The organism is Pedobacter sp., assembly GCF_035566355.1.
In the GTDB taxonomy this organism is placed as follows: domain Bacteria; phylum Bacteroidota; class Bacteroidia; order Sphingobacteriales; family Sphingobacteriaceae; genus Pedobacter.
This window is the reverse complement of sequence record NZ_DATMRL010000233.1, coordinates 1-13,992: the sequence shown is the minus strand read 5'-3', so window position 1 is coordinate 13,992 and position 13,992 is coordinate 1. Positions and strand designations below refer to the sequence as shown.

General features: G+C 40.4%; 10 protein-coding genes. All 10 read left to right on the top strand.

Annotated features, from left to right (window positions below):
* Nucleotides 1–207: DinB family protein (locus VNZ46_RS08920; protein ID WP_325559770.1), on the top strand; the 207-nt coding region annotated here is incomplete at its 5' end.
* Nucleotides 208–337: 130 nt separating this feature from the next.
* Nucleotides 338–937: an RNA polymerase sigma factor gene (locus tag VNZ46_RS08915; protein ID WP_325559768.1), complete on the top strand. Its 600-nt coding sequence runs from the start codon at nucleotides 338–340 to the stop codon at nucleotides 935–937.
* A gap of 98 nt (nucleotides 938–1,035) precedes the next feature.
* Entirely contained in the window at nucleotides 1,036–2,220 is a 1,185-nt protein-coding gene (locus VNZ46_RS08910) for a FecR family protein (protein ID WP_325559767.1), read from the top strand.
* A 155-nt stretch (nucleotides 2,221–2,375) separates the two neighbouring features.
* Nucleotides 2,376–5,717: a SusC/RagA family TonB-linked outer membrane protein gene (locus VNZ46_RS08905; protein ID WP_325559765.1), complete on the top strand. Its 3,342-nt coding sequence runs from the start codon at nucleotides 2,376–2,378 to the stop codon at nucleotides 5,715–5,717.
* 10 nt (nucleotides 5,718–5,727) lie between these two features.
* The gene (locus tag VNZ46_RS08900) at nucleotides 5,728–7,134 is read left to right on the top strand and encodes a RagB/SusD family nutrient uptake outer membrane protein (protein ID WP_325559764.1); all 1,407 of its coding nucleotides are present in this window, start codon (nucleotides 5,728–5,730) and stop codon (nucleotides 7,132–7,134) included.
* A gap of 17 nt (nucleotides 7,135–7,151) precedes the next feature.
* Complete coding sequence (locus VNZ46_RS08895) at nucleotides 7,152–8,570, top strand: TlpA disulfide reductase family protein (protein WP_325559762.1); 1,419 nt, start codon at nucleotides 7,152–7,154, stop codon at nucleotides 8,568–8,570.
* A gap of 32 nt (nucleotides 8,571–8,602) precedes the next feature.
* On the top strand, nucleotides 8,603–10,018 hold the full coding sequence (locus VNZ46_RS08890) for a TlpA disulfide reductase family protein (protein WP_325559761.1): 1,416 nt from the start codon (nucleotides 8,603–8,605) through the stop codon (nucleotides 10,016–10,018).
* Between the two features lie 274 nt (nucleotides 10,019–10,292).
* On the top strand, nucleotides 10,293–10,880 hold the full coding sequence (locus VNZ46_RS08885) for an RNA polymerase sigma-70 factor (protein ID WP_325559759.1): 588 nt from the start codon (nucleotides 10,293–10,295) through the stop codon (nucleotides 10,878–10,880).
* Nucleotides 10,881–10,955: 75 nt separating this feature from the next.
* The gene (locus VNZ46_RS08880) at nucleotides 10,956–12,077 is read left to right on the top strand and encodes a FecR family protein (protein ID WP_325559758.1); all 1,122 of its coding nucleotides are present in this window, start codon (nucleotides 10,956–10,958) and stop codon (nucleotides 12,075–12,077) included.
* Between the two features lie 314 nt (nucleotides 12,078–12,391).
* Nucleotides 12,392–13,992 (top strand): SusC/RagA family TonB-linked outer membrane protein (locus VNZ46_RS08875; RefSeq protein WP_325559757.1); only part of this gene is annotated, 1,601 nt, incomplete at its 3' end.

Genomic DNA, 13,992 nt, shown 5'->3' with positions numbered 1-13,992 from the left:
AACGTATCTGTGACGCTGCTGCATGCTTTGCACAGAAGATGGACAGTTTTGTTGGAGAATGTTAAAGACGAAGATTGGGAAAGAACCTATTACCATCCCGGAAATAAGGAATACATGCCGATCTGGCAAATGGTCAATCAGTATAACTGGCATGGAGCACATCATGCAGAGCAGATCATTTCATTACGCAAAAGAATGGGATGGTAATAGAGCGCTAATTCCCATCTATAACTTCATCACCATTAAAATAAAATTATATTCTGATGAAAAATTATGCATAGTATTGCGGCATCTGAATTTGTAAACTTAAAACTAACTTGTCTGAAGCTTTTAATGTATGACTGAAAAGGTGTTTTCCGGAGAAGAACGTGAGTTGCTTGAAGAAATTGCTTTGGGCAACAGGAAGGCCTTTGCTCGATTATACACCTTTTACGTACCCAAACTTCAGCGGTTTCTATATCCCTTTACCAATCAAAATAAAGAAGATGCCGATGAAGTAATTCAGGATGTATTCTTGAAGATCTGGATGAAGAAGGAAATTTTGATTGGTATTAAGTCTTTTGAAGCTTACCTGTTCAGAATGGCCAGAAACAGACTTACAGATCAAAGAGTAAGTGATCAGGCGCGAAAAGTAAGAACAGATGGTTTATTATACATTTCAAATACAGTCTCAGCTCCTGCTGATGAAGAATTGTTTTATAAAGAATACTTAAAGTCGGCAAAGGATGCTATACAAGCCCTCAGCCCACAGCGGAAAAAAATATTTGAAATGCGTACAGAGCAGGATTTAAACATCAATGAAATTGCTGCACAACTTGGAATTTCGCAATCAGCTGTTAAAAAGCAATTGTATGAAGCCATACATACGATAAAGGAACATCTTAACCATCAAACAGGCTGGCCAATGTTACTGGTTTTTATGACGATACTTTCTTAAATTTAGGTCAGTCAGCCTGTTTTAAAATTAATTTGATTTTATTTCAAAATTAGAGGTGTACTTTTTCGAAGCGGCGCCGTCTTATGTGTATCAAGCAGATGGAAAAGAAACAACTCTACGAAATTTTGAAGCACTTTGCAGCTGGGAATACATCCGATGCAGAAAGGCAACAATTCAATGCCTGGCTGAAAACGGCTACAGATGAGGAATATAATGAATTGATGGTTTCTTATTATGCATTACTTTTAGACGCAGGGATTTATGAGTCAACAGATACTTTGCTGTTCAAAAAAATAGAAGATAAGATAGATGATTACGAAACCAGACAGAAAAGTGGTACCTATAAAATAAAATTTGGTTTCAAACGCCTGTCTATAGCTGCAGCTGTTTTTCTGGTTGTTGCAGGGAGTTTATTTTTCTATACCAAACATACAGGCCCGTTTGGTAACCCAGGCGCAAACCAAAACCTCGAATTTGCAGATCGTCAAATTAAACCTGGAAACAATAAGGCGTATTTAACCCTGGCTAATGGAAAGCGCATTTCGCTAACCGATGCAGCCAATGGTGAAATTGCCAGGGAAGCAGGGGTTGAAATATCCAAGACAGCCAATGGCCAGATTATCTATAAGGTTTTTAATAACGCTCATCATAATGAGGAATCGATCAATACGATTGAGACCCCAAGGGGGGGGCAATATCAGGTTCTTTTACCTGACGGTTCCAAAGTATGGCTCAACGCCGCTTCAAAGTTCAGTTATCCGGTTTCTTTTAAAAATAATAAAGAACGGATGGTGACTTTGAGCGGCGAGGCCTACTTCGAGGTTGCCAAAGACAAACAGCATCCATTTATTGTAAAAAGTGAAGGGCAGGAGGTAGCGGTATTGGGAACCCACTTTAATATCAACAGCTATGCCGACGAAAGTGCAACAAAAACCACACTTCTTGAAGGGAGCGTAAAAGTAAATGATGCCATGCTGAAGCCCGGTCAGCAATCTGTTTTAAGCGGGAAAAAGATCAAGGTTTTTCCTGCAGACATAGAATCGTCTGTGGCTTGGAAAAATGGCGATTTTATATTTAAGGGAGAAGATTTTAAAACCAATATGAGAAAGATTGCCAGATGGTATGATGTAGATATTGAATACGAACCTGGTTTAAATGAACATATAGAACTCGGCGGCTGGGTATCCAGAAGCAGTAAATTATCTGAAGTACTTAGCAGGATAGAACTGGCCGGAAGTGTACACTTTAAGGTAGAAGGAAGGAGGGTACTGGTCACAAAATAACGCAGAAAATGCCTTAAAAAACAAACAAGTCAGAAGTGTCGCGAAACACCCCTGACCTCAGTTTGGTTTAAGATCAATAAAAATTATCAACCGTATATGCAAGATGCCGAAGCTTCGAACCTAAAGGCACTTTGCTGAACCAAAAACTTAAGCAAATGTATAAAATTTATACCCATAAATTATTGGTCATTATGCGACTAACCACCGTCATACTTATCGCCACGTTTATGCAAGTCAGTGCCGCAACCTTTGGCCAGCGGATCACACTGAATGAGCAGAAATCTTCTATTGAAAATGTGTTGCGTAAAATCAGGTCACAGACCGGTTACGATTTCTTATTTGACCGGAACCTGGTCAAAAATGCCGGAGAGGTAAATATTGAAGTCCGTAATGCAACACTCGAGGAGACCATGAAAAGTCTTTTAAATTCCCTGCCACTTACCTATAATGTCAATGGTAAAATCGTAGTGATCGAGCCCAAAAAGAAATCCATCCTGGATAAGGTTATTAGTTTGCTTACCGAAATTGAGGTAAGAGGACGTGTCATTGATGAAAATGGGAAGCCTCTTCCAGGCGCTACGGTAAGTGTTGTGCTTATGGATTATGCCGAAGATAAAAAGAGCGGAGATTTTTCGATGTCTGCAAAAGGGCGTAAAGTGGCTGCTTTAACGAATGCCAACGGAGAATTTCTGCTGCATCATGTAGATGAGAAAGCTATGATCTCTGTTTCTTTCACTGGGTATCAAACCTATACTACAAAAGCAGCTAAAGAATTGCTGATCAAGATGGTACAGGAAGTGGGCTCTTTAGATCAGGTCCAGGTCATCGCCTATGGCTCTGTTTCAAAGCGTTTAAATACCGCTACAGTGAGTACCGTAAATGCAGAAACCTTAGCGGAACAACCGGTTAACAATGTCCTCAATGCTTTGAATGGGCGTATGACCGGAGTACAGATCACAAGCGGTGGAGGCGGTATGCCCGGTGCAGGGATTTCCGTTAAAGTTAGGGGGGACAATTCTTTTGGATTACTAGGTTCCAGTTCATCGGATCCATTATATGTGATCGATGGGATTCCTCAGGCATCTGGTACAAGATACGATACTCAAAACGTGATTTCTAATGTAAGAGGGATGAATGGTTTTACCAATATGTTCAATTCCCTGAATGTAGAAGATATTGAACAGATTGATGTACTTAAAGATGCTGACGCTACCTCCATTTATGGTGCCCGTGGTGCCAATGGAGTTGTGGTCATCACTACAAAAAAAGGAAAGGCAGGAAGGGTTAAGATCAATGTTGATTTAACCAGCGGTGCGGGTAAGGTTGGCCATTACATTCCGATGCTGAATACACAGCAATATCTGGCCTTAAGGAAAGAAGCCTTTAAAAATGAAGGGATTACGCCAGATGCAGATAATGCACCTGATCTGACCAGCTGGGACCAGAATACCTATACCGATTTTCAACGTTTGCTGCTTGGCGGAACGGCTGCTCAGCGAACAGCCAATCTGAGTGCTTCGGGGGGCAATGAACTGATGAACTATTATATCGGATTAAATTACCGTAAAGAAGGTACGGTCATTGCAAAAGACCAGCACGTGAACCGGATAGGTGGCTTGATGACCCTTGGTTTTGCTTCTCCTAACCATAAATTCACTGCACAGATCTCAACCAATTATGCCATAGAAAAGAGCAGCTTAATTACAGAGTCTTCTTTTATGAACTTCATCTATCTGCCGCCTAACTTTAATTTGTATAGGGCAGATGGAAGTTTGAACTGGGACAATAGCTTTGACAATCCCATGGCTTCTTTTTTAACCAAATACAGGGCTACAGGGACCTTTTTCTCTGCAAACACCAACCTTAGTTATAGACCTTTTGCAGGTCTTACTTTGAGAACAACAGCAGGTTATACGTTAAACGGGCTGGAAAACAACTTCCAGATTCCAGCAGCAAGCAATAATCCGGCGGCACCAGCAGCAAGCTGGGCATGGTTTGCAAATTCCCCGAATAGCAATTATACTATTGAACCCCAGGCAGAATATATCCTGAACGTTGGACCAGGTAAACTTACGGCGTTGGCTGGAACCACTTTTAGTGAAGCCATTTCAAAATATACCAAGTTGAAAGGAGAAAACTATACCTACGATACCCAGCTTAACAATATCCAGGGAGCAGGTTTGGTAACTCCTGAATATGATTATCAACAATATCACTATGCATCATTGTATGGCCGTTTAAGTTATGATATCCGTAGTAAATATTTGTTGAATATAACTTATAGAAATGACGCTTCTTCCCGGTTTGGAACCAATAACAGACTGGCCGGTTTTGGTTCGGTAGGTGCCGCCTGGATTTTTTCTGAAGAAGGCTGGCTGAAAGAGAATGTTCAGTTTTTAAGTTTTGGTAAATTAAAAATGAGCTACGGAACAACCGGCAATGATCGGATTTCAAATTATAGTTACCTACGGTCTTACAGTGCTGGTTTTTACCCTTATCAGGATATCCGTACACTAAGAGCGGGCTTACCAGCCAATCCAGATTTGAAATGGGAAAGCACAAAAAAATTAGAGCTGAGTTTAAACCTTGGTTTTTTAAAAGACCGTATTCTTTTTACCGGAAATGTTTATCGGAACCGGTCCAGCAATATGTTGAATTATACTGCACTGCCTTCACAAACCGGGGGTTCGGTCCTCATCACAAATCTTGATGCCGTAGTTCAGAATAAAGGGCTGGAACTGGAATTGACTACTAAAAACATAAACCGCAAAGATTTTAGCTGGAGCACTAGTTTTAATATCTCTTTTGAGCGGAATGTCCTGTTGAGTTTTAACGATAAAGATAAAGCAACATATGGTAATTACTACAGAGTTGGTGAAACTGTGGATGCCTATCTCATGCGGTCAAGATTTAAATATAGTGGAATTGATCCTTCAACCGGAGTACCTACCTATGCAGATTTAGATGGGAAACCTGGACTTGGAACGGATGATCAGTATATCGCAAGCATTGGCCATCCTTTTTATGGTGGTTTAAATAATAGTTTTAGCTATAAAGGTCTAACACTGGATGTGTTCTTTAAATTTGAACAAAAGAACGGACCTATAAACCAACTTCCAAACGAAATTGTGCCAGGCGGTTTAATGAACCAGAATGCATCTGTATTGAACAGGTGGCAAAAAAATGGAGATACTGGAACAGAGTGGCCACTGGCAGTAACAGGTTTTGGGAGCCAGAGCAGCAGCTATGCACTCCTACCTTCTTCTGATTTTGGCTGGGGCGACAACAGTTATATTAAATTGAAAACAGCCAGTTTAAGCTATAATCTGCCGAAAAGCTGGATTCAAAAAGCAAAACTTCAACATGTGAAACTGAGTTTGCAGGGCCTGAACTTGTTCAGTATTACTAAAAATAAATATGTACTAGATCCAGAATATGGATATGGTGCTTATCCGGGCCTGCGTACCTGGATCTTTGGTGTTAATTGTACGTTTTAAACTATTAGATATGAAATCAACATATAAAAATATTGGTGTTTATCAGTTGCTTACTGCACTCCTGATGGCTGCTTGCTTCTTTTCTTCTTGTAAGAAGTTTGTAGATATCCCTGCTCCGGATGGACTCCAAGATTGGGCCACCACATTTAGTAATGATGGCTCAGCTACTGCTGCAGTGCTGGATATCTATCCGAAATACGACAATGATGTATTGCCCACATTGAATTACATGGGAGGTTTAAGTGCGGATGAACTTTTTTCCAGTTCAACTTCTTATGCGGAATTTTTAAATAATAACATCGCAATTACCAGCACAACTAACGCCTCGTCTATTTGGGGACCGGCTTATATTGCTATCAGGGAATGTAACCTGGCGGTAGAGGGAATCAAGCTTTCTACAGGGATGAGCGCCACCATAAAAGATCAACTATCCGGCGAAGCCCGGTTTATGCGTGCGGTGCTATTCTTTAATTTAATGAATTTGTATGGCCGGATACCTTTGCCTTTATCTGCCGTTGAAACAGAAAATTCGGCATTGCCCCGGGCGGAAACTGAAGCCGTTTGGAGCCAGATTTTTACAGACCTTCAAACTGCAAAAGGATTATTAAAACCTGAATATCCTTCTGCGGAGCGGGCAAGAGTAAATAAATATGCCGTATCCGCTTTACTGGCCAGAGCATATTTGTATCATAAAGATTGGGCTAAAGCTGAAACCGAAGCTACTGAAGTAATTGGATCAAATATATATAGCTTGGAAAACCCCGCCGGCACTTTTAAGAAAACCAGTAAGGAGACCATTTTACAGTGTTATGCTCAAACAGGCAGAAGTCCGCTGACCACCTATTTTGTTCCTGGTGTACCGACTACAACACCAAGGTATTACCTTCGAACGGGATTTGATCTTGCTTTTGAAAAAAACGGAAGTGGTACAGACGACCTCCGCAAAACCAATTGGACTGGAAAAAATAATGCTGGAATTTACTACGTAAACAAATACAAAGTACTGACTGGGAGCGGAGACGAATATACAGTCCTATTCAGGCTGGCTGAGTTATACCTGATCCGTGCGGAAGCCAGAACGCAGCAAAATAAATTGACGGGCACGAGCGGGGCAGAGGCTGATTTAAATGCCCTCAGGAACCGTGCAGGGTTAGACCCTAAGTCGGGTTTAAATAAAACAGTTATGCTGGCGGCTATTGAACAGGAACGTAAGGTGGAATTATTTGGTGAATATCCGCACCGTTGGTTTGACCTGAAACGCACCTCTGGTTTTACGGATCCCTCGAAAACACGGGCTGATGAAGTATTGTCACTCGTAAAAGGGTCTTTTTGGCAATCTACGGATGTATTGTTCCCTATTCCTGCTAATCAGATCAGAATCAATCCGGCATTAGACCAAAATCCCGGATATAATTAACCGATAAAAAATACATTATGATAAGAAAAATAACAGGCATATTTATGCTGTGTCTTAGCACAGCTATGTCGTTTGGACAAAAAAAGGATGCTGGTGTAACCATCACGATACAGCAAAGCACTGTAAAAGCCGATTCCATGTGGGTCCTTGACCCTGCAAAAAAGGATACTTACTTTGCAAAACCCAATGCTAAGGGCCAGTTTGTACTTCGGTTTAACGGAAAATTTCCCGCTGATCTGCGTATGGGGATAGACAATCCAAAAAAATGGCAAATCTCTTTTTATGCAGAACCGGGAGACGGTGTGAAAATAGAAACCGATTTTGGAAAAACAGCAAAATTTTCTGGCAAGGGTGCTGGCAAAGCAGAAGTAATGTATCAGGAAGCAAAAGCCAATGAAATTGCTTTTGAAAAACTCGATTGGAAAAATGTTACCGCAAATGAATTGCTGCAAATGTTCACTAAGCTGGGACAACAGGCTATTACGAACCTAAAATCTAGTAAGGCAAAGGTCAGCCCAACATTTTACAAGGAGCAATCAATGGCCCTTATTTATAAGAAACTGGGCGCTGAATTGACGGTGCCATTATTTTGCAAAGGTTACCTGGGTCGTAAGTTATCTGCTTCTATACCAGATGACTACTGGGGTCTGGACAAAGATATTCCGATGGACGATCAACTCCTGGATAATAAAGCTTACCTGCAGTTTATGGCCTATTCTTATCCTGTGTTTCTCAGATATAAAGAGCTGTTTAACAAAGGTACAATAGATACCCCCATTTCCAGGGAAGAAGGTGCAAAGTTAGATTATCGTCTGGTAGAAAAAGCCTATAAAGGAAGAGTGCGAAGCGAGGCTCTTGCTGCCATTTTGAAGGCCGGGTTTAATACAGCCAAAGATGTGGAGGTTTTTAAACCATTAATGGAAGAGTACCTGGCTAAATATGCCACACCAAAAAATGCAAAGGAAGTGGAAACAGCCTATAGCAACCTTGGTAAAACAAGTGTTGGAAAAACACCTCCATATTTTATACTAAAAGACCAGCAAGGTAAAGATGTTACACTTAAGGATTTTGCGGGTAAGGTGATATATATGGATTTCTGGGCCAGCTGGTGTAGCCCGTGCAGGTATGAGATGAAGAACGGCAGTCCAAAATTACATGCGAAATTCAAAGAAAACACTGATGTGGTTTTCCTCTATGTGAGTATAGATGACCGGGCGGATCTTTGGAAAAAAGCAATTGCGGAGGATCATGTAGAAGGGGTACATGTCTTGTCAGCAGGAGGGTTTAAAAGTCCTGTTGGCCGGGCTTTCAATATTGACGGCGTACCTCAGTATATCATTATTGGCAAGGATGGGAAGATATTCGACAACAATGCGCCGAGGCCAAGCCAGGATATTACCCAATCTAAGATCAATGAAGCATTAAGCGCAAAATAATTTTTGAAAACACCCATAAAAAACTAAATATCATGATAAAAAAAACAATCGTAATGATCATACTCTGCTTATATGCAGGGATAACATTCGGACAAAAAAAAGAAGCAACGATTGTGGTTGACATGGCTTCCTCCAAGATAGACTCCATGTGGATAGTCGCGGCTGATGAAGAGGTGATCATGGCCAAACCGGATAAAGAAGGTAAATACGTACACACCTTTACCGGGAATTTTCCGAAATCCATTAGAATGGGGATTGATGCACCTAAAAAAGCACAAATGTTCCTGTTTCTGGAAGAAGGGAATAGGTTGAATATTCAAACGGATTTTGGCGAACAAACTGTTTTTACGGGTACTGGCGCTGAGAATAACCGCGTACTTTTCAAATACATGAGCGCTTATATAGATGCTAACAATAAAGCCGACGCCAAAGGAATGTCCCCACAACAATATTATGCCATGGGCCATGCTATGGACCAGCAGTCTATAGATATCCTTGAGGCAAACAAACAAAAGGTAACACCAGTTTTTTACAGTTCTCAATCGGTTACATTGAAGTATCAGAAATTGGGCAATCAAATCATGATGCCATATTATTACAGTTTAGGTTTCGGGAAAAAGATGTCTGAAATTATTCCTGAAGGTTACTGGGACCTGGACAAACAAGTTGAAATGAAGGAAGAATGGCTAAGCAACGATACCTACAAGGGGTTTATACGGGGGAATTTTCCTGCTTTTCTAGGCTGGCGTGAATTATTTAAACAAGGAATACTGGATAGCACTACCGCTATAAGCATGGAGAAGAAATCTGTTCAGCGGTACCGTCTGGTTGAAAAATATTACACCGGAAAAATACGTAGCATGGCCTTAAACACTCAAATCAATACTCTTTTCCAAACAGTTAAAAATGTGGAGACGGTAAAACCGCTGATGGACGAGTATATCGCGAAATATGCAGATTCCGAAGATGCCAAAAGTCTACAGGCAACTTATAAGAAGATACTTACCCTTGCAGCTGGAAAAACGCCCCCATTTTTTGTGTTAAAAGATGAGCAGGGAAAAGACGTCACCTTAAAAGATTTTGCAGGAAAAGTAGTATACATGGATTTCTGGGCCAGCTGGTGCACACCATGCCGGTATGAAATGAAAAATGGCAGTCCTAAACTCCACGAGAAATTTAAAGAGAACAAGGATGTGGTTTTCCTGTACATCAGTGTAGACGACAGAGCCGACCTATGGAAAAAAGCAATCGCTGACGACAAGATTCAAGGGATTCATTTGCTTTCCAAAGGAGGGATGAAGAGCCCGGTTGGAAAGGCCTTTAATATTCAGGGGATTCCCCGTTATATCATTATAGGTAAAGATGGAAAGATCTTTGACAATGATGCACCAAGGCCAAGTGAAGATAAAACCCCGGTACGTATTAACGAAGCACTAAGTGCCAAGTGATTTAATTAAGTAGTTCAATCTACATAACTGAGCCCTTTCCGAACAGAAATCCTGTTCAGAAAGGGTTCAGTTATTTTTGCCTCCTTTTCTGATTTGACATCGAGCCAATAGTTTGCTTTTTCGCGTTTGGTAATATTTATATAGATATATAGCTATTACCAAAATTATTATTTATTATTGGCCAGAATATTTGGTAGGTTTATATTTATCCATCCCTTTGTTGCAGTATCAATTCACCGTATTTTGCATATAGAAAACTGCCCTCAAAAAAGAAATGATTGTTTACCATTCTTTATCTGATCAGGATTTAAGTACTCTTTTAAGAGAAGGAGATAAAAATGCTTTTACTGAAATTTATCAGCGCTACTTTAAACTCTTGTATATCCACGCCTGTAAAAGATTAAAGGACGAAGAAGAAGCAAGCGATGTCGTTCATGACCTGTTTGAGTTTGTCTGGTCAAAAAGAGAGCAGATGGAGATTACTACTAAACTTTCCTCTTATCTGTATGCAGCGGTCCGCAACCAGATATTTACATTAAGCCTGCGTTCAGAACGAAAAAGCCGTTACCTGGATTCTTTAAAAGACTTTATAGAAAAGGGAGAGTTTCTGACAGATCTATACGTCAGAGAACGGGAGTTGTCCAAATTGATAGAAAAAGAAATAGACGCACTGCCTCCTCAAATGAAAAAAGTATTTGAGATGAGCAGGAAAGAGGGAATGAGCCATAAAGATATTGCTAATGAACTGGGGACTTCCGAACATACGATCCGCACACAAATTAAAAAATCTTTGAGAATACTTCGGTCCCGGCTTGGATTGGTTTTGTATCTGTTTTTTTTACTTAGTCAAAGCAAATATTAATTTTTTTTTATTTCCGATACCCTATCCTCCCTGTTTAATAGTCTTAGTATATAAAGAGGAGATATTCACCATATTATGGATAAATCAAAAGAAGAACTTCTAGTAGAAAGATACTTAAACGGCAAAGCTGATCAGCAGGAGCAAGCTATGCTGGAGACCTGGTATCTGAACCAGCAGGAGCAAGGATCTGTACCAGATATATCTTCCATAGCGCATGCAGAAAGAAAAGTTTGGAACAGACTCTCCCTGAACCGGTCTCAGCCAAAAAAGATTAACCTTTGGCCACGTTCTATTGCAGCAGCTTCCATATTGCTCTGTGTTGGACTTGGCTTTTATTTTTATAAAACCTCTTATACAAAGAAACAAACAACATTTGATGTTGGCCCTGGGCAGAACGCGGCAACGCTCCAATTGTCTAACGGGCAAAAGATTGTTCTTGCCAATACCGCAAATGGAAAACTTGCAGAAGAAACAGGAATTACCATAACAAAGACGGCTAGTGGCCAGGTCATTTATGACCTGAAATCAGTTTCAGCAGATACCGCACTAAATAAAATGAATACGCTTTCTACCGCACGTGGTCAACAATACCAGGTGCGTTTGCCAGACGGCACAAATGTATGGCTCAACGCTGCTTCAAGTCTATCTTACCCAACGGTTCTCAAAGGCCGCGCCCGGCGTATTGTAGAATTGAACGGCGAAGCCTACTTTGAGGTTTATAAAGACAAAAAACATCCTTTTATTGTAAAAACAAATCAGCAAAGTGTAGAGGTTCTCGGTACACACTTCAACATTAACAGCTATAAAGATGAACCGGCAGTGAAAACCACTTTGCTGGAAGGGAGTGTCAAAGTTCTTAATTTAAAATCCAGGGCTTCCGGAGTTTTAAAACCAGGTCAGCAGTCCGTGATCCGTTTTTACGGAGATTCCCTTCAGATTGAAACAGCCGATATAGATGAGGCACTGGCCTGGAAAAAGGGAGAGTTCTACTTCGATGAAGAACGACTGGAAAGCATTATGAAGAAAATTAGCCGCTGGTATAATGTAGACGTCGTTTTCCAGGATCCCTCCAAAAAGGACGTCCGGATTGGAGGCTATATTTCCCGGTTCAGCAGCATTTCAAAAGTTTTAAAAATGCTCGAACTGACTGGACTTGCAGAATTTACTATAGAAAAAGACAAAGTGATTGTCAAATAAATTAATAAACCGTAATCAACTGATCATTAAACCATAAAACCAACTTACATGAACCAATTTCTACCAGATCAATAAGCCCCGCCGGCTAAGAGGTCAGAAAAAAAAGCAAGGACTCCGAGTCGTGATCGAAGTCCTTAAGTTCTGGCTAACTCCAAAAAGATATTTTCAACATTCAAGGAATTTAAACAGATAACCAAATGTATAAAATTTATACCAAGATTTTATGCGCGCCTATCTGCCGTATGCTGTATGTACAGTGGGGTAGGCTCGCAAATTTACTGGTGCCCAATGCATCAGTAAAAAAACGAATTATTATGAGCGCTAAGATTACAACAGTATTGCTTATGGTAGCCATAGTTCAGGTTAGTGCGGCAGGATTTGCTCAGAAGGTAACTTTTCAGCAAAAAAAAGCCTCCCTGACCCAAATATTTAAGGTGATAAAGCAACAAACCGGTTATGGCATTGTATGGCCTTCTAATGCGGTAAAAAAGATCAGGCAATTTGACGTGAACTTTAAGGATACGCCTTTAGACCAGGTGCTGGAGAAGTGTTTTAAAGGTGAGCCCTTCAATTATACAATTGAAGATAAGGTGATCATTATCAAGGAAAAAACCTATATGGAAAAAGCCTCCAATCTTTTTAAGAATACCTTCGTGGCAAATATTGATGTATCTGGAAAAGTAACAGATGAAAATGGTAAACCATTGCCTATGGCCACTATTAAACTTAAGGGAAGCAAACGTTATGCAATAACAAATACCAATGGAGATTTTATCATGAACAAGGTAGATGAGAAATCTATTCTGATCATTTCTTATTTGGGATATGAAACCAAAGAGGTCCCGGCTACTAAGGATATGGTCATCGAACTGAAAACAGCAGATGGAAGGCTGGACGAAGTATCTGTTGTTTCCACAGGTTATCAGCAGATTCAAAAGAAATTAATGACCGGATCCACTGCCCAGGTAAAATCAGAAGACCTCGTTATCAACGGTACAACAACCATAGAGCAGATGCTTCAGGGCAAACTGGCCGGAATGGAAGTAGTCAATAATTCTGGTCAGCTGGGTACAAGACAAACCGTTCGGGTACGAGGAACATCCACATTATTAGGTAATCAGCAGCCGGTTTGGGTAGTAGATGGAATTATACAAGAAGACCCACTGCCATTTAAAGCTACACAATTAAATGCCTTTGGTACAGATCCATCCAACGCACAAGCTTTAAAGAATTATATAGGCAGTGCGATATCCTGGTTAAACCCCTATGATATTGAAGACGTAACCATTTTAAAAGATGCGGCTTCAACGGCCATTTATGGCGTAAAAGCAGCAAATGGCGTTATCGTTATCAACACCAAAAGAGGAAAAACCGGCCGTGCACCTTCTATTTCATATAATACCAGTTTCTCTACGCAACAGAAGCCTAACTACAATAAAATGGACCTCATGAATTCCAAGGATAGACTAGACGTTTCCCGGGAAATTTATGAAAAAGGACTTCTTTCTTTTTACGCATTAGACAATATTGGTTATCAAGGCCTCTTAAATCAATACCTTAATGGGAAATTGCCATATGATAGTTTCAATGCAGGTGCAAAACAACTCGAAACAAACAATACCGATTGGTTTGATTTACTTTTTGTGCAGCCTGTAAGTCAAAATCATAACCTAAGTATTAGCGGAGGAGGAAATTCAAGTACTTATTATGGCTCATTTGGCTATTCGAATCAGAAAGGTCAAGCAAAAGGCAACAATATGGACGGCTATATGGGGAGCATTAATTTTACCAGTTATATTACCCCTAAATTGTCTGTTTCTGCTCGCTTGTCGGGTAATTACACAAACACTGCCGGATTTTTAGGTGTAGATCCCTATCAGTATGCCTCTACAACAAGCCGTGTAATACCTGCTTA